At 50.4% G+C, this 15737-nt stretch carries 17 protein-coding genes and 1 tRNA gene; 12 read left to right on the forward strand and 6 right to left on the reverse strand.

The window, feature by feature from the left end; all coding sequences use genetic code 11:
• Positions 1 to 128: 128 nt before the first annotated feature.
• From CpATCC19410_RS00075 to CpATCC19410_RS00100, 6 genes are all read left to right on the forward strand, one after another.
• On the forward strand, positions 129 to 644 hold the full coding sequence (locus tag CpATCC19410_RS00075) for a YPDG domain-containing protein (RefSeq protein WP_014300357.1): 516 nt from the start codon (positions 129 to 131) through the stop codon (positions 642 to 644).
• Positions 645 to 876: 232 nt separating this feature from the next.
• Positions 877 to 949: transfer RNA gene (locus CpATCC19410_RS00080), tRNA-Ala, on the forward strand.
• A 4-nt stretch (positions 950 to 953) separates the two neighbouring features.
• Positions 954 to 1202 (forward strand): hypothetical protein, encoded by a 249-nt coding sequence (locus tag CpATCC19410_RS00085; RefSeq protein WP_054250846.1) that lies wholly within the window; start codon positions 954 to 956, stop codon positions 1200 to 1202.
• A gap of 72 nt (positions 1203 to 1274) precedes the next feature.
• The gene (locus tag CpATCC19410_RS00090; RefSeq protein WP_014300358.1) at positions 1275 to 2276 is read left to right on the forward strand and encodes a substrate-binding domain-containing protein; all 1002 of its coding nucleotides are present in this window, start codon (positions 1275 to 1277) and stop codon (positions 2274 to 2276) included.
• Positions 2273 to 3358 carry an ABC transporter permease gene (locus CpATCC19410_RS00095; protein ID WP_013240875.1) on the forward strand — a complete coding sequence of 362 codons (1086 nt, stop codon included), beginning with the start codon at positions 2273 to 2275 and terminating at the stop codon, positions 3356 to 3358. The genes CpATCC19410_RS00090 and CpATCC19410_RS00095 overlap by 4 nt, the downstream gene beginning before the upstream one ends.
• A gap of 1 nt (position 3359) precedes the next feature.
• Positions 3360 to 4133 carry an ATP-binding cassette domain-containing protein gene (locus tag CpATCC19410_RS00100; protein WP_014400882.1) on the forward strand — a complete coding sequence of 258 codons (774 nt, stop codon included), beginning with the start codon at positions 3360 to 3362 and terminating at the stop codon, positions 4131 to 4133.
• 67 nt (positions 4134 to 4200) lie between these two features.
• Here the strand turns inward: CpATCC19410_RS00100 and CpATCC19410_RS00105 are convergent, their stop codons facing one another.
• Complete coding sequence (locus CpATCC19410_RS00105) at positions 4201 to 4872, reverse strand: hypothetical protein (protein WP_013240877.1); 672 nt, start codon at positions 4870 to 4872, stop codon at positions 4201 to 4203.
• Between the two features lie 77 nt (positions 4873 to 4949).
• Between CpATCC19410_RS00105 and CpATCC19410_RS00110 the strand changes: the two genes are divergently transcribed.
• The 3 genes from CpATCC19410_RS00110 to CpATCC19410_RS00120 all read left to right on the forward strand — a co-directional run bounded on the left by CpATCC19410_RS00110 (position 4950) and on the right by CpATCC19410_RS00120 (position 7608).
• Positions 4950 to 5486 carry a peptidylprolyl isomerase gene (locus tag CpATCC19410_RS00110; protein ID WP_013240878.1) on the forward strand — a complete coding sequence of 179 codons (537 nt, stop codon included), beginning with the start codon at positions 4950 to 4952 and terminating at the stop codon, positions 5484 to 5486.
• A 61-nt stretch (positions 5487 to 5547) separates the two neighbouring features.
• Positions 5548 to 6318, forward strand: a complete 771-nt coding sequence (locus CpATCC19410_RS00115) for a rhomboid family intramembrane serine protease (RefSeq protein ID WP_013240879.1) — start codon at positions 5548 to 5550, stop codon at positions 6316 to 6318.
• 942 nt (positions 6319 to 7260) lie between these two features.
• Complete coding sequence (locus CpATCC19410_RS00120) at positions 7261 to 7608, forward strand: DUF5979 domain-containing protein (RefSeq protein WP_013240882.1); 348 nt, start codon at positions 7261 to 7263, stop codon at positions 7606 to 7608.
• Positions 7609 to 8336: 728 nt separating this feature from the next.
• On the opposite strand, the gene CpATCC19410_RS10785 is transcribed toward CpATCC19410_RS00120, so the two are convergent.
• Positions 8337 to 8483 (reverse strand): hypothetical protein, encoded by a 147-nt coding sequence (locus CpATCC19410_RS10785; protein WP_013240885.1) that lies wholly within the window; start codon positions 8481 to 8483, stop codon positions 8337 to 8339.
• Positions 8484 to 8826: 343 nt separating this feature from the next.
• On the opposite strand from CpATCC19410_RS10785, the gene CpATCC19410_RS00125 reads away from it, so the two are divergent.
• Positions 8827 to 9180, forward strand: coding sequence for a type I-E CRISPR-associated protein Cas5/CasD (locus CpATCC19410_RS00125; protein ID WP_014400884.1), 354 nt, complete (start codon positions 8827 to 8829; stop codon positions 9178 to 9180).
• Between the two features lie 74 nt (positions 9181 to 9254).
• Here the strand turns inward: CpATCC19410_RS00125 and CpATCC19410_RS00130 are convergent, their stop codons facing one another.
• Positions 9255 to 10289, reverse strand: a complete 1035-nt coding sequence (locus CpATCC19410_RS00130) for an IS1/IS1595 family N-terminal zinc-binding domain-containing protein (protein ID WP_014300361.1) — start codon at positions 10287 to 10289, stop codon at positions 9255 to 9257.
• A gap of 413 nt (positions 10290 to 10702) precedes the next feature.
• Between CpATCC19410_RS00130 and pld the strand changes: the two genes are divergently transcribed.
• Positions 10703 to 11626 (forward strand): phospholipase D Pld, encoded by a 924-nt coding sequence (pld, locus tag CpATCC19410_RS00135; RefSeq protein WP_013240889.1) that lies wholly within the window; start codon positions 10703 to 10705, stop codon positions 11624 to 11626.
• 52 nt (positions 11627 to 11678) lie between these two features.
• Here pld and CpATCC19410_RS00140 read toward each other — a convergent pair whose 3' ends face one another.
• From CpATCC19410_RS00140 to CpATCC19410_RS00150, 3 genes are read right to left on the reverse strand one after another with little or no spacing between them, the layout of a single operon-like run.
• The gene (locus CpATCC19410_RS00140) at positions 11679 to 12545 is read right to left on the reverse strand and encodes an ABC transporter ATP-binding protein (RefSeq protein ID WP_014400885.1); all 867 of its coding nucleotides are present in this window, start codon (positions 12543 to 12545) and stop codon (positions 11679 to 11681) included.
• Positions 12546 to 12553: 8 nt separating this feature from the next.
• Positions 12554 to 13540 (reverse strand): FecCD family ABC transporter permease, encoded by a 987-nt coding sequence (locus CpATCC19410_RS00145; protein ID WP_013240891.1) that lies wholly within the window; start codon positions 13538 to 13540, stop codon positions 12554 to 12556.
• Positions 13540 to 14607 (reverse strand): iron chelate uptake ABC transporter family permease subunit, encoded by a 1068-nt coding sequence (locus CpATCC19410_RS00150; RefSeq protein ID WP_013240892.1) that lies wholly within the window; start codon positions 14605 to 14607, stop codon positions 13540 to 13542. Before CpATCC19410_RS00150 ends, CpATCC19410_RS00145 begins: the two co-directional genes overlap by 1 nt.
• A gap of 46 nt (positions 14608 to 14653) precedes the next feature.
• Between CpATCC19410_RS00150 and CpATCC19410_RS00155 the strand changes: the two genes are divergently transcribed.
• Positions 14654 to 15706, forward strand: coding sequence for an ABC transporter substrate-binding protein (locus CpATCC19410_RS00155; RefSeq protein ID WP_014300363.1), 1053 nt, complete (start codon positions 14654 to 14656; stop codon positions 15704 to 15706).
• The last annotated feature ends 31 nt before the right edge of the window (positions 15707 to 15737 follow it).

The following is a 15737-nucleotide window of genomic DNA, read 5'->3' on the forward strand; positions in this document are numbered from 1 at the left end:
TATTGATAGAAAAATGATTATCCGTAAGGTGGGGCTCGTCCCAAACACGGGACGACAGGATTGAGCATTCGATCATGCCAACAACAGGCATCATCCTGAAACCTTCAATATGGATTAAGGAGAATTGTTTGTCTTCTAACAAGAACGTTGCTCTCCGCAACCTAGCAGTAGCTGCTGGTGCCACCGCTCTAGGCCTTGGGGCGGTATTTGGAACTGCTGGAGCGGCTATGGCCGCTGATGAGCCGGCAACTCCACCAGCCGTAAACGCAGAAAAGCCCGCCCCTTCCATCGAACAGGACACTCCTGTTGACGTGGATAAGCCGGAAACACTAGATCCCGATGAGAAAACCCCTGAGATCGATGATCGTGATGACGTACTGAAGTACGAACCGACCACCGTGAAAGCAGGGCACACCGCTTATGCGGAAATCAAGGGAGATGTTGATGAGGACACCATCTTTGGATACTCACAGTCGGGTATTCCAGAGGGCTGGTTTGTCTCTGTCGATGAAGAAACCGGCAAAGTGAGTGTTAGCGCCAGCCCTGATGCAAAGCCTGGTGACACCTATACTGTGAAGGTCAAAGTAGTGGACCTTGACGGAAAAGTAACATGGGCGGAAGCACCTTTCACCGTGGGTGAGTAAGGAAGTGTATATCTACGCTAACCGCAGGGATTATCTTATCTAAGCAAGGACAATGAGACTCTTGGTAAAAGGGGTCTCATTGTCCTTATTTAATAGGAAGTATGTTGTATAAGCGGTGAGGGATAAAAGGGAACCAAAGTGGGAAAAATTAAGTTTTAAGAGCTGCGATGACTCTAGTTTGTTACCGCATTAGACGTAACGTAGATCTAGTTGCTACACTGATGTCTGCACCGGGGCATTAGCTCAATTGGTAGAGCACCTGCTTTGCAAGCAGGAGGTCAGGAGTTCGATTCTCCTATGCTCCACGGTATGAAGAAGACCACCTCTAAATTTTTAGAGGTGGTCTTCTTGCATGAAATAGGATTTGAGGGCATGGGTGGGGGCGTCGATACGCTTAAAACGATAACGCCTAATTATCAGGATGCTGCAGCGGAAGTACAGCAGCCGAGTCTTGAAAAAGAAACCGGATTGTGGGCCGATGCCGCGCATCCCACAGGAACGGGCATGAGGGGCTGCCCCCGATTGAGGGGTGAGGCTTGTGCAGCTCAAGCCCTCTGAATCGATAAACTAGCTGGTCAGTACAGTACCGTTGAGCTTGACCCTGGTGACATAGTGCGACACTATGCATAGGTGAAAAATCTCCGGTTCCCCCTACATGCGGCGGTCATTACACTCGCTGCATCCGTCGTTCTCAGCGCTTGCTCTGCAACAGGTGGCGCTCCGCGCTCCTCGAATATTACGGGCGGACAATCGGGTGGAGTAGATACGCCTCGCTACGTGGTCGCAATGGTGACGCACGGTGCTCCAGGCGATACTTTCTGGGATTTGATACGTAAAGGCGCGGAAGATGCGGCAAAGAAGAGCAATATAGAGCTGCGGTACGCGTCGGATCCGGAAGCGCCGAATCAATCTAATCTGATTCAAAACGCCATAGATTCCAAAGTCGATGGGATAGCAGTGACTATGCCCAACGCGGAGGCAATTGGGCCAACCGCAAAGAAAGCTGTGGCAGCAAAAATCCCAACGGTGGCGCTCAACGCAGGACTAGATGCTTACCAAAAATATGACATTTCTGCGTTCTTTGGACAGGAAGAAAAGGTAGCCGGAACTCTAGCTGGTAAACGCCTTGCACAGGATGGGGCTAAGCACGCTCTCTGCGTTATCCATGAGCAAGGTAACTCTTCTCAAGAAGCTCGCTGCGCGGGCCTTAAAGAGGGGCTTGCAGACGCCGACGTAGAAATTCTTTATGTCAATGGTAAGGATATGACCAGCGTGCAATCCACAGTGCAGGCAAAGCTAGCTCAGGATAAAAGCATCGACTGGGTGATGGGGCTAGTAGCCCCTGTCGCTCTCACCAGCGTGGATGCAGTAAAAAACTCTGGAAGCTCAGCCAAAATATCAACTTTTGATACTAACGCTCAGTTAGTGACCGCCATTAAGAACGGTACAGTGCAGTGGGCCGTAGATCAGCAACCGTATCTTCAGGGATACCTGGCTATCGATGCGCTGTGGCTCGCACAGCGTAATGGTTCGACTGTTGGCGGAAATAGACCTGTTTACACAGGTCCGAGTTTTGTTGATGCCACCAACGTAGACAAAATTGCAGACTCAGCAAAGGAAGGCCTGCGTTGATTATTCCTCGCCCTACCGCACAATCCGCAGCAGCAAGTACCGCGGACGTCGGAACTGCCACCAAAAGCGACGATCGGCTACGTCGGCGGACAGGCTTTTCGGCGCTGATTCGGCGTCCAGAGTTTGCCAGCCTGCTAGGCGCAGTAGCCATATTCGTTTTATTTTTGAGCGTGGCGCCGTCGTTTCGCTCCATTGACGCATTAACCACGGTCCTTTACGCAAGCTCTACTTTAGGAATCGTCGCTGTATCTGTGGGCCTGCTCATGATTGGCAGTGAGTTTGATCTGTCCTCGGGGGTTGCTGTTACTACAGCCGCGTTGGCTGCGACGATGCTGAACTACAACTTGCACCTCAACAGCTGGGTTGGGGCGTTACTGTCTTTATTTATTGCTCTGGCGATTGGTGCGTTGAGCGGGTACCTGGTTACCAAGACCGGTATTGATAGCTTCCTGATCACACTAGCGGCATTTTTAATGCTGCAAGGACTTAACCTGGCCATTACTAAGCTCGTAACCAGCCAAGTAGCTACTCCCAGTATCGCGGATATGGAAGGATTTCCCTCAGCGCAAAAGGTCTTTGCCGGTACCGTGCACATAGGCAGCGTCTCTGTGCGCGCGACTGTTTTTTGGTGGATATTCTTTGTAGCAGCGAGTTCATGGTTGCTGTTTAAGACGCGGTTTGGCAACTGGATTTTTGCAGTAGGTGGGGATGCCAACGCAGCACGTGCCTCTGGCGTTCCCGTGGCACGCGTCAAAATTATTTTGTTCATGTTTGTCGGTTTTGCCGCCTGGTTTGTGGGTATGCATAACCTCTTTACCTTTGACTCCATTCAAGCTGGTCAAGGCGTAGGAAACGAGTTTTTGTATATTATCGCCGCGGTGATCGGCGGCTGTGCAATGACCGGTGGGCGAGGCACGATCATAGGCACTGCTATTGGTGCCCTCATCTTTGGAATGACAAACCAGGGGATTGTTTATGCAGGATGGAATCCCGATTGGTTTAAGTTTTTCCTCGGAGCCATGCTGCTTTTTGCAGTGCTCACTAATACTTCCTTTGCCACACTAACCAAGGGGAGAAAATAAAATGGATACGTCTACAACCCCGATTATTGAGCTCCGCGATATTACTAAAAGCTATGGTGCATTTGATGCTTTACGCGGTGTGAACCTGAGCGTTGCGTCAGGTGAGGTAACGTGCGTTTTAGGTGATAACGGCGCCGGTAAATCCACACTCATCAAGATCTTATCCGGCCTGCATAAACAGACCTCTGGAGAGTTGCTTATCGACGGCCAGCCAGTAACTTTTAGCGGCCCCCGTGCAGCATTAGACAATGGCATTGCTACTGTTCACCAAAACTTAGCGGTGGTTGGGCAGATGTCGGTGTGGAGAAATTTTTTCTTAGGACAAGAGCTCACAGGTTTTTTGGGGCGTCTCCGTGAATCTGAGATGCGCTCGATTGCTCAAGAACAATTGAAGACTATGGGGATTGATCTTCCCGATATAGACGTAGAAGTTGAGTCGCTATCGGGTGGGCAACGCCAGGTGGTAGCGATTGCTCGCGCGGTCTATTTTGGTGCTCGCGTTATTATCCTTGACGAGCCCACTGCGGCTCTCGGCGTGAAACAATCTAGCATGGTGCTGCGCTTTGTAGCAGCTGCACGAGACAAAGGTCTCGGCGTTGTTCTTATTACCCACAACCCTCATCACGCGTATTTGGTAGGGGACCGCTTTACCATCCTCAACCTGGGCAATCAGATACTCAATGCATCGCGGGATCAGGTGACCCTGGAGCAACTAACGCAACAAATGGCCGGTGGCGGGGAACTAGAGGCATTGAGCCACGAGTTATCTCGTTAGGGCTGGGGAGGCGTCGATAAGCAAAAAACACCGCCTCTTCCTGAATCTCGCGGAGAGGCGGTGTTGTTTACTTGGTGTCCTTAGAATCCGTATGCTGCCTTAGCTGATCTTCTAGGGATCCGAGGAGCTTTTCATCTCGCTCTGTGGCGCCTTCTTCCGGAGAAGAAACATGCTCTTCCTCGTCATCCACCGGGGTTTGAGTGGAATAGACAAGGCGAGATTCTTCTGTGTTCACAGAATCCGCACCGAAGTCCTCTACGTGTGGTGGTTCAGTAGAGACGACGTTGCGCTTGCTTAAAAAGTAGTAGGCGACGGCACCGATAGTGGCAAGGATTGTAGTGAAGACAGAGAAGTTGAACAGGCGTTTGCCAAAGCTAGGCTGCTTCTTTGGAGCTGCGCTCTTCTTGGCGGATTTTGCAGCCTTTCGTGCCGCTTTTTGAGCTTTTTTAGACTTCTTGTTTACCGTCTTCACTGTGTTGTCTTTAGCCGCTGCGGCATCAGCGATCGCGGAGTCAAGTCGCTTGCGAGCTTGCTCAGTAAGAGAGCTGACACGCTCTTGCGACTGATCATAAAACTCGGTGACATTGGCTTTCACGTCTTTGTGGATGTCATCGTAAGAATCAGCAGCGTTGAGTAGCGCATCGTATGCTTCACGAGTCTTACGATCGCGGTAGTTTGCGTACTTGTCGTATGCGGCCTTGGTAACCAAGATCGCGCCGCGAATGGTGCTGCTATTCATAGGATACTCCCATCAGAAACTGACAAAAATGAGTTCGTTGTCCTTTCTAGCGTAGCGAGGTTAACGCATTCGCGCTTATGATGGTGCGTATGACTTTGAAAACCGCTACCGCGATTTTGCACACCAACCGTGGCGATGTTGCAATCGAGCTCTTTGGCAACCACGCACCAAAGACTGTAGAAAACTTTGTCACCTTGTCCGATGGCTCCGCAGACTACAAGACTGAGAATGCATCTGGGACTACTGAAGGACCGTTCTACGATGGAGCAGTGTTCCACCGCATCATCGATGGCTTTATGATCCAAGGTGGTGACCCCACCGGCACAGGTCGTGGCGGCCCAGGCTACATGTTTGCAGATGAGTTCCACCCTGAGCTCCAATTCGACCGCCCGTTCCTCCTAGCCATGGCTAACGCTGGCCCAGGGACTAACGGTTCCCAGTTCTTTATCACCGTGGTGCCCACCCCGCACCTCAACAACCACCACACCATTTTCGGTGAGGTAACCGACCCTGCATCGCAGAAGGTTGTTATGGATATTGCTCAGACTGCTACCGACCGCATGGATCGCCCTGTCGAACCAGTTGTGATCGAGTCTGTAGAAATCACGGAGTAAAACGCTTCACGCATCCCCAAGTATCGCGACCACTATGGCGCGAGTACTTGGGGTTTTCTGTATGTTCCACGAGAATGGAGGAATGTCCGACCCGAGAATCCTCCATGCAGCGTATAAACAAGCTCCTGTCACAGTTCTACTGAGCTTATCGACGCTCATCATTTTCCTTATTACGGCTTTCCAATCGCAGTCGATAACCGACAATCTTTATGACTCTTGGATCGGTACCCACTGGATTCTCTATACACCAGAGATGCATGAACCTCTAGGAATGTTGCGCGCAATTGGGTCAATGTTCCTGCATATCGGGCCTGGTCACCTTGCAATCAATATCTTTCTCCTTTTCTTTTTAGGCCGAGAGATTGAGCAATGTATAGGCTCTGCTCTGTTTTGCGCGGCATATTTTATTAGTGGATTAGGCGCATCGTTAATGATTATGATCATGGATCCGCTTTCTCCGACTGCTGGAGCCTCTGGGGCCATTTATGGGTTGATGGCGATCATGGTTGCCATAGCAGTAACACGAAAAACTGATATTCGTGCGCCTCTCATTCTGGTTGCGGTGAACGTGGGATACTCGTTGATTGCCGATAACGTCTCTCTTTGGGGACACATCGGTGGGCTTGTTGCGGGCTCAGTGGTCGCGCTTCCTCTTATGGCTTTTCATCGTAAACACGTTATTGCTGGCGGTACTGGTGGATTTTTGGTTTATGGAATGCCGAGAAATCATCGCGCTTTTACCAAAGACCGGTTAATCACATGGTTTGTAGTAGCTGCGATTGTTGTGTGTGAAGCTATTGGAATTTGGATAGTCGGTATGAAGTTGTTGTAGCACTGTTAAAACAGTTCAGTGCTGTGGGATCGTTTGCGTGATCTTGCAGCACTATTTTTATGCGTTGGTCTTTCCTCTGTGGATAGTTTTAATCTTCCGAATACGTCTGTTTATACACAACCTTGATGGACGATTGTTCATTTAAATTACAAACATGGGATTTATGCCCGTATATATGGAGTTATCCACTGAAATTACACAGATTTTTGGAATAATTTGTAGTTCTCACAATGACATGAATTATCCACAAGAGTTATCCACACTGTGGATAATTACACGAGTGTTGTTCACTTCTCCAATCTCTAATCTCTGATTTTTCGAGGCGAATGACCTGCACTTTTTCAGAAGTTCTCGAACAAAAACCCAGGTGGGGAAGAAGTGCACAACTTTATCCACAGGGTGTGAGAAACCTCTGGGGATAATGGAAACACTGGGTTCTACACATTTTTATACACAGCCTGTGGATAACTTTGTGCACAGTTGTACACATGGCAGTGGAAAGAAAAATTGGGACCGATGGTGACCCTATACTTATTGCAGATGTGAAGCGCTGTGGTGGGGAATAAAATCAAAGCGCCGATTGTATCCGATTGGCTAGGATGCAACAGTTCTTGTGAATAAAAAGCGGTGGGGCTGAACGCTGCTATGCGGCTTATGGCTAAAAATGAGTGGTTGTATCGACGAGGACTGGGTAAGAGTTTTGGGACTCGGAACACCCGTGTTGCGTCACACCTGTGGATGGGATTGCTCACTTATTGGGAAGCGTTTCTAGGGTGGAAGCGTGCCGTGGAGAAACCTTATGAGTGCCATAACCTTCTCAACTGCACGCCACAGCAGGTATCCGTTGAATTTCCCCTAACTCCAGCCCGCTCATCTCTTTGCTCACTATCTCAACCGAGAAGCCTGCTTTAGGTTCTACTGTCTATAACACCGCAGAAGTGAATGGCAGAAAGATCAGTGGTAGCGTTACGTTCCCTAGCGCCGGTGGCCAGGGGGCGGGGAAGCAAAGGCGGGTTTACGATTGAAAAAATTGTTTCCGGGGAGCGTACCTCGAAACAATTTTCCTTTGCGTGGTCGTGCACGTCGCAAGGCAAAGAAATGAAGAATGGCACTATTAAACTCACAAACGGGGACGTGCATCATGAGAAACAGCTGGATAAAGATGCCTCGTGCGTGATTAAAGAGGAAGATGCTGATGCAGCGTCTGAGAAGAAGCATTCTTTGAAGTGGTCTGTAGACAGTGAGGAAAAAAGAAGGGGAGTCCGTAACCATATCCATCAGGCAGCCTGAAGAACAGGCAGTTCAAGTAGTAGCAACGAATATTTATTGCCAGGGAGAACCAGAGGATCCGGAGATCCCTCCCGTGCCTCCTACGACTACAACCACGTCGGTGCCGCCGTCGTCATCGCCAAGAACTACAGAACCCACGCGGGCACCGCGTAATCCTTTATCTTGGTGATAATCAGTGTGCAGACGAGGAGCTAAATCTTCGTCTGGAAAGCTCTATTGCCCCGCTGAGTTAGAAGGTCGCCGATTTTAGTTCCAGAGGAAAGCGCATACGCTCATGAGACTCTGCATTTATGGAAATGTAGATGATGACTTTTCTCTTCATGGTCGCCTTGGTAACGCTATCAGCGGCAGCACTCTACGGAGCCAAATATTCGAGCGATTCCAGAGGACGCGGGTGATTCTTGCTAATTGCCGCAGTGCTCTTTATCTTCACTGTCCTGCTAACTATAGGAAGCTTCAGCTTCTGGCTATAGCCGGTAGAACTAGCCACGAATGCGCGTTCCCAACTGTACGGTTCGTGTTAGAGCTACCAGCTATAAAGAAACGTAAAGACTCACACCGCACCATCTCCCTCGACGATTCCGGCGACTACCGCAGACTCTCCGAAAGCTAGCAAGCCGAAGCTGACCGCTTGGACAACAAAGCCGGACACCTAACAAGCGAGATAGCCGTGCTGGTAAAGATCCGTGCGGAAGTCGAGCGATATCCAGAGACACCAACACAAGAGATTAAGGATGCATGAGTGGTAAATCTGCGTAGCTGGAACTACCTCCGCGTACGCGGAGAAAAGCGGCACGCAAAGCCGAAAGCTTATCCACGCCCGTCCCGAGCGCTGCCGCTAGCTGCTCATCGGTATGAAGATGCCGAGTGCGCATGATGTATCGAGGGCGCCGGCACGGACTCTGAATTGGGGTGCGAGATTCATTTGTTTTCCTTCCAAGTCAGTAGTGCGAGTAGTGCGATAGGGACTAGCAGCAGCGGGGGGGGCGCCTACTGCGGTGACGATCAGTGCGCTGGTGAGGTATATGCCGTATTTGGTTGTTTTGCTCATGGTGTTTTCTTTTTCTTTGGTAGTGTTTTGGGTAAGCCCCGCGGCGCTGGCTAATAGGGTTAGCCAGCGCCCGGGGTCTCACTGGAACTACCTCAGCATACGCGGAGAAAAGGACGGGAAAACGGCCCAGTGCTAAGACAACTCGTTTAACTCCTGATGGACGCGGAATGACAAGCATTATCCAGCGTACCTACCTGGCAGAAGCTGAATTTATCGTCGAAGTAGCGTCAGATACGCATGGTGAGCTGTTGCGTGATGCGCTACGCGCACCGAAGTTCAGCACCTATCTAGGGCGGAAGGCTTTCGCGCCAGCATTCCCGTTCTTTTTAGGCGCCACTGCGGACGTCGATGTGCTTCATCGCATCCCTGCTTGCGATCTTTCTGGCACTAAACGCGATACTGCGCGGGTTCAGATCCATCATCGCAGTGCTGGTCTGCAGACCTCTGCGGAGCATATTAATGTACCTGCGGTGCAGGAACGTTCTGATTGGTTAGAAAAGACAAAAGCGCTGTTTACATAGCTCTTAAGTGGTCTCTCACAGAAGCATGAGGGACCACTTTTATATTATTTGTAGACTCCGACGGTGCTGGATGATCATCTCCAGTGATCATGGCTGATAATGCGCTCGGGTATAAAAGGAGACTCGGTCTTACTATTCAGATACCACTCCACCATTCTGCAGCCATGATCGTGGTTGATACCACGGTGTGCACTGAAAAGATTTGTAATATCTGTGCTGATGGTCTCTCCCAACTGTGAATCGCGACGAGACAAAAATACGTTGTGGGCAACAATGTCGGATCCGGAAAAAGGAAAGAAGAGTTCTTCCTTTTTGATCAATTTTCTATACATGAAGCGGATTGTTCGTAACTCTTTATGCGTCCACTCCCATTCGTAATCGTCTATGCTGCAGTTATCTTTAGAAACATTGGTGCGATGTTTTAGCAGTTCTTTCCATCTGTCCTCCCACCTGGCGTAGCGAGCGAGCCACAACTTAGCCTGTTCGGACGTATAAACATTCTTAAGGGAATCGGTTAGCTCTTTTATCTCTATAGCAGGCTGAGTTCGGGGTGTTTGTGAAGTTTTTTGATCAACGCTCTTTCTAATATGAGATAGGCATCGGCGTACTGGTATCCCCGGCCATATGGATTGGATTGTCTGAGCCGTTGATTGACTTCCGTCAATAACTGCGGCACTTGGCTGCGGGAAATGGTCATGCACCTGCATACATGCGATTTTATTGTCTTTGTCTACCCATTTCCATCCCAGTACATGGGAGCTGTTATATGCCACGAGAAGGTGCTCTGGGCGGAAAGAAGCTCCTTTATCCAATACCAATATGTACGCGTTGTCTAACATCTCTGGCTGTGGGACGGGAACCTGCCAGCACCAGGACATTGAACGACGCTGAGCTCGCGAAATATCGTTGTTATAGCGCGAGGTGGGGCCTAAAAGCCACGTTATAAAATCCTTCATCTGTCTTTGATGCAGCGTCCCTGATCGCGTTGCTGTCGACGATGCTCCGCATCCCTTGCATCTGTACCGGGTCTTTCCTGTGGACGTTTTGCCGTTCTTTTTTAGGAGATTGCCGCAGACGTTGCAGTGATTCCGGTATGGATGTGAAGCCATAATCAATAATTAGCAGCTTTAAATCTGCTATGGATACCCTAAAAGTTACAATTTTGGACACATTTTTTGTCCTTTAAGTTCAAAAACCTTGAACGTATCTGACGCATTTGAATACATATCATTCATATGTAATGCCTGATTGATAACGCCAACCTTTTAAATGGGGCTCCCCATCTCCTCTCTAGGGGATGGTTTTCTGTGTCAACTGTCAGCTTTCTGAAAATTATATGAGTTATAAACATATGCAATAACCCTTGATTTTATTGTTATTTAAGTTTCATAATGGGGATATAGCGCAGGGTGTTCACGCTGGTAAAGGGCTATTTTTGGGCACCTCTCCGTGGGAAATGTATCCGCAAATTATAGTGCGACATCCTTTTGTTGCTCTATTTATCGAAACTTGGTGATAAAAAATGAGGGAGAAAGTTGTTTTATTCTTATCAATAATTATGGCGATCATGCTTCCGGTAGGGAATGCAGCTGCAGCGCCTGTTGTGCATAACCCAGCTTCTACAGCAAATCGGCCAGTCTATGCGATTGCCCACCGCGTTTTAACCACTCAAGGCGTGGATGACGCAGTTGCGATCGGTGCGAATGCGTTAGAAATTGACTTCACTGCGTGGGGTCGTGGCTGGTGGGCAGATCATGATGGTATTCCTACTAGCGCAGGTGCTACTGCAGAGGAAATTTTTAAGCATATAGCTGATAAGCGTAAGCAGGGAGCAAATATTACTTTCACCTGGCTTGACATCAAGAATCCAGACTACTGCAGGGATGCTCGTAGTGTGTGCTCCATAAATGCGTTGCGTGATTTGGCACGTAAATATCTTGAGCCGGCAGGGGTTCGAGTTCTCTATGGGTTCTATAAGACAGTCGGCGGACCTGCCTGGAAGACAATCACCGCTGATCTTCGGGATGGCGAGGCGGTAGCTCTTAGCGGCCCGGCGCAGGACGTATTAAATGATTTTGCAAGGTCTGAAAATAAGATCCTTACTAAACAAAAAATCGCTGACTATGGTTACTACAACATTAACCAAGGGTTTGGTAACTGCTATGGAACCTGGAATCGGACTTGTGATCAACTCCGTAAGTCCAGCGAAGCTCGTGACCAAGGAAAACTCGGTAAAACTTTTGGGTGGACAATCGCTACAGGTCAGGACGCGCGAGTTAATGATCTTTTAGGAAAAGCCAACGTAGATGGACTGATCTTTGGCTTTAAGATTACTCACTTCTACCGTCATGCAGACACCGAAAATTCTTTCAAAGCCATCAAGAGGTGGGTGGATAAGCACTCCGCTACTCACCATCTGGCTACCGTAGCGGATAACCCGTGGTGAGCTAGCAAATAAGTAGACATTTGACCGCTAGGGCCTCTCAGCGTAAGAGGCCCTAGCCCTGCATCATAGCGACGTTTGGCACTGGTAATTCGGTTGGAATGACTACGAGTTGGTCGTCGATAAGCATGGTGCGAACCGTGATATTAAAAACTTCGGATATGAGTTCTGCGCTGATCACTTCCTGCGGGGAACCGGTAGCTACGATGCTGCCATTTTTCATAACAATCAGGTGGTCGGCGTAGCGGACAGCCTGTTGTAGATCGTGCAGTACCGCGACAACGGTGCGATTGAGCTGAGTTGTAAGAGATCGTGCTAACTCAAGAAGTTGGTACTGGTGGGCGATGTCTAGGAAGGTGGTGGGTTCGTCCAGAAGTACCGTAGGAGTATTTTGGGCTAGAACCATTGCAAGCCATACGCGCTGACGCTGTCCACCGGATAAATCGGTCACGCGTTTGTGAGTGAGTTCTTTAACACTGGCGGCATTGAGAGCAGCGTCGACGGCACGAGTATCTTCGGCGGTCCATTGATGTAACCAATTGTGATGAGGGAATCGTCCGCGGCGGACGAGCTCTTCTACCGTGATATCGGCCGGAGTGATGGTGCTTTGGGGGAGAAGCGCAAGCTGTTTGGCTATCTCCTTGGTATGCAGGTGGGTGAGATTGTGCTGATTAAGATAAATCGACCCAGTGTCTGGGGCAAGAATACGGGCACAGCTTTTAAGCAGCGTTGACTTTCCACAACCATTAGGGCCGATGATAGCCGTGAACTTCCCCGTGGGTATGTCAACACTAAGGTCGGTGCTTACAACATGCTTATCCCAGCTAAGGGTGACGTTTTCTGTGCGAAGGGCAGACGTATGATCCGTGGAAATGCCAGCTGTAGTGGGTAAATCTGTAGAGATAGTTTTAGGGGTATGCACAGGAATCCTTAGGCGCGTCGGGAAGCTGAGGCAATGAGAGATAGCAGGTAAATGCCACCAATAACTACAGTGACTAGCCCCACGGGGAGCTGAACGGGTGCGAATGCCCGCTGCGCAATGATATCTGCGACAAGGAGCAATGTTGCGCCCGTGAGTGCAGAGACTAATAGAGGCGTGCGAGGGCTGGCCGTGATGCGTTGAGCAATATGAGGGGAGGCCAATGCGATAAAAGAAATAGGTCCGGCGATGGCAGTAGTGGTCGCAATGAGGAGGACTCCGACGATCAACAGGACAAACTTGCTGGGATTTACCGGGAGTCCAAGCGCCGTGGCGGTATCGTCGCCAAGATTGAGGATATCGATGCGTGAGCCCAGGAGCAGCGCCAGCGCCACGATGATGCCTAGTGCTATTACGGCGGGGGTGGCTGCGGCCCAGCGGATTCCGTTGAGAGTTCCGGCGCCCCAGCTAGCAGCAGATAATGCGGTATTGAGGTCGCCACGGGTAATAAGCCAGCGGTTAAACGCCGAGAGCATTGCGGAAACACCAAGGCCTACCAGGATGATGCGGAGGCCGTCGATACGCACTCGAACAGAGAATGCCATGACTGCGAGGGCCGTGGCCAGACCTCCGGCGAGAGCGCCGAAAGCGACGGAAGCAAAACTGGTCATGCCCGCCATCATGGTGAGAAGAACCCCGGTATAAGCACCCGTATTAAAGCCGATAATGTCCGGGGAGCCCAGCGGATTTCGGGTTAATGCCTGGAAGAGTGATCCTGCGATGCCTAAGGCAGCGCCTACAAAGAGGGCTGTGACGATTCTCGGGGCTCGCCAAGAAAATACGATGGTGTGAGCAAGGCTAGAATCATCGCCTTGAAAAACCGACCATACTTTGGCCGTGGTGATGCCCGCGCCGGGCAGTGAAACAGCCACCGCCGCGGAGATGGCCAGCAGCAGTGTCAGAATAAGTGCGGTATACAAGGAACGGCGATGAGTCATCACATGTCTCCCTTCCTGCTTTGGGCATAAGCGATGAGAAATGGTGCGCCGATAAAGGACACAACCACTCCGGCGGGAAATTCGCCGGGGACAATCAAACGCCCCACAATATCCGCTACCACGAGAACGAGCGGTCCAAGAAGCAGGGAAGTGATGAGGACACGAGGCAGATCAGGTCCCACAATCCAGCGGGCGACATGGGGAACCATAAGGCCGAGGAAGATAATGACTCCAGCTGCAGCGGTTGCACTGGCCGCAAGTATTACTACGGCAATAAAAGAAATGAAGCGGATGCGTGCCGTGGATGCGCCAATAGATGTAGCCATGGCATCACCCAAAGCAAGTGCGTTAAGTCCGTGAGCGCAAGCGATTGTGAGCACAATGCCGAAGGCAAGACCCACACCGGCGATTCCCAGAGGCATAAGCGTGCCGACGTCCACGCTTCCTACCATCCAACTCTTTAAACGATCAAAGGCCTGCGGATTAACTAAGGAGAGCCCCTCGCCGATTCCTGAAAGGATTGCGCTCAGAGCCACACCAGATAAAACCAGCCGGACTGGGTCTGCTGTTGCTGATCGATGAGTACCCACCGAGTACACCACCGCTGCTGCACCACATGCTCCCAGGAGTGCTAGTGCTAAGAATGCCCATGGTGAAGAAGCACCGAAAAGAGCGATGCCGACCACGATGGCAAAAGCAGCGCCCGAATTAATTCCCAGTGCGCCGGTGTCTGCTAACGGATTGCGAGTGAGGGCCTGAGAGAGCGTGCCAGCAAGACCAAGAGACATGCCGGCGACAATGGCTAGGAGGGTGCGCGGAACGCGTCGGTCCCACACAATGGTGGAAGACACATTAGTGGGATCTGGATGGAATAGAGCGTTAAGGATCTCAGGAAGGGGAATAAGCCTTGCGCCGATCATGACGCTGGCGATACTTCCTACGACAAGCAGTACCGCTAACAGCAGCACTACGACAAGCAGTGAGCGGCGCGTTCGCTGTACGTTGGGCTGAGACTTCCGAAGGAAGCCACGGATCGGGCTAGGGTTGGATGAGGCGGTCGAAACCATTGTTCTATGTTAACTACATCAATTAGTTTAGGCTAAACTGGTCATTGTGAAAGACACTCAATCTCTGAATACATGGAGCCACCGCATTGCTGTGATGCTGGCTCTTTTCCTTTCAATTTCCCTCATCTTTTCATTGGCCGCATGCTCATCCGAAGAAAAACAATCCAAGGATGCTGGACAAGGTAATGCTGACGTAGCCACCGGTGGTGCACACTTCTCCACGGCTGATGCAGAAACTGCAAAGCTCGGTAGCGACGCAGCTCCAGGTGAGTTCCCTCGTACTGTTAAGCACGCTTTGGGTGAGACCGAGATCAAGGAACAGCCTAAACGTGTGGTTGTTTTGGATACCGGTGAACTAGATAGCGTCCTTTCCCTAGGTATCACCCCTGTGGGAATGGTGACTACTAAGGGAGCAAACCCTGTCCCAAGTTATCTTGCAGACAAAGTAAAAGACGTTAAAAGCGTAGGAACGATCAACGAGATCAATGTAGAAGAGATTGCTGCTTTGCAGCCTGATCTGATCCTGGGCAGTAAACTGCGCGCAGACAAAATTTATGCTCAGCTCGCAGAAGTCGCACCAACTGTCTTCTCCATCCGTCCTGGATTCCCTTGGAAAGAAAACTTCCTTCTCATTGGCGATGCTCTAGGTAAAGAGAAAGAAGCAGAGGCAAAGCTGAACGAGTACACCGAAAAGGTTGAGACCATCAAGGCCTCCGTGCCAGCAGATACCACGGTCTCCCTTCTTCGTTTCATGCCTAAGCGTATTCGCCTTTATGGCAACAAGTCTCTCCTCGGTGTAATTCTTAAAGACGCAGGCCTTGCCCGTCCGGAGAATCAGAACATTGATGAGCTGGCTACTGAAATCTCTCCTGAGACTATCGACCAGGCAGAGGGAAGCGTGATCTTCTACAGTAGCTACGGCAAGCCTGATGCGACCGGCCAAGATGCCATTGTCAATGGCGCTGCGTGGAAGAACCTTAACGCGGTGAAGAATGGTCAGGCGCATGAGGTTAATGACGACGTATGGTTCCTAGGCCTTGGGCCCACCGGTGCTATGCAGATCGTGGAAGAACTCAAAGAACTGCTCCCCAAGAAGTAGCGGTTCAGATATCGCTAGCTAATTAAAGGAA

The organism is Corynebacterium pseudotuberculosis (genome assembly GCF_002155265.1).
Taxonomy (GTDB): domain Bacteria; phylum Actinomycetota; class Actinomycetes; order Mycobacteriales; family Mycobacteriaceae; genus Corynebacterium; species Corynebacterium pseudotuberculosis.

Coding starts and splice junctions, on each gene's coding strand:
- CpATCC19410_RS00150 (WP_013240892.1), bottom strand. CDS start 14,607: ATGGTTTCGACCGCCTCATCCAACCCTAGCCCGATCCGTGGCTTCCTT.
- CpATCC19410_RS00125 (WP_014400884.1), top strand. CDS start 8,827: ATGACAAGCATTATCCAGCGTACCTACCTGGCAGAAGCTGAATTTATC.
- CpATCC19410_RS00145 (WP_013240891.1), bottom strand. CDS start 13,540: ATGACTCATCGCCGTTCCTTGTATACCGCACTTATTCTGACACTGCTG.
- CpATCC19410_RS00105 (WP_013240877.1), bottom strand. CDS start 4,872: ATGAATAGCAGCACCATTCGCGGCGCGATCTTGGTTACCAAGGCCGCA.
- CpATCC19410_RS00085 (WP_054250846.1), top strand. CDS start 954: ATGAAGAAGACCACCTCTAAATTTTTAGAGGTGGTCTTCTTGCATGAA.
- CpATCC19410_RS00110 (WP_013240878.1), top strand. CDS start 4,950: ATGATGGTGCGTATGACTTTGAAAACCGCTACCGCGATTTTGCACACC.
- CpATCC19410_RS00115 (WP_013240879.1), top strand. CDS start 5,548: ATGTTCCACGAGAATGGAGGAATGTCCGACCCGAGAATCCTCCATGCA.
- CpATCC19410_RS10785 (WP_013240885.1), bottom strand. CDS start 8,483: ATGCGCACTCGGCATCTTCATACCGATGAGCAGCTAGCGGCAGCGCTC.
- CpATCC19410_RS00120 (WP_013240882.1), top strand. CDS start 7,261: ATGGCAGAAAGATCAGTGGTAGCGTTACGTTCCCTAGCGCCGGTGGCC.
- CpATCC19410_RS00130 (WP_014300361.1), bottom strand. CDS start 10,289: ATGGCTTCACATCCATACCGGAATCACTGCAACGTCTGCGGCAATCTC.
- CpATCC19410_RS00100 (WP_014400882.1), top strand. CDS start 3,360: ATGGATACGTCTACAACCCCGATTATTGAGCTCCGCGATATTACTAAA.
- pld (WP_013240889.1), top strand. CDS start 10,703: ATGAGGGAGAAAGTTGTTTTATTCTTATCAATAATTATGGCGATCATG.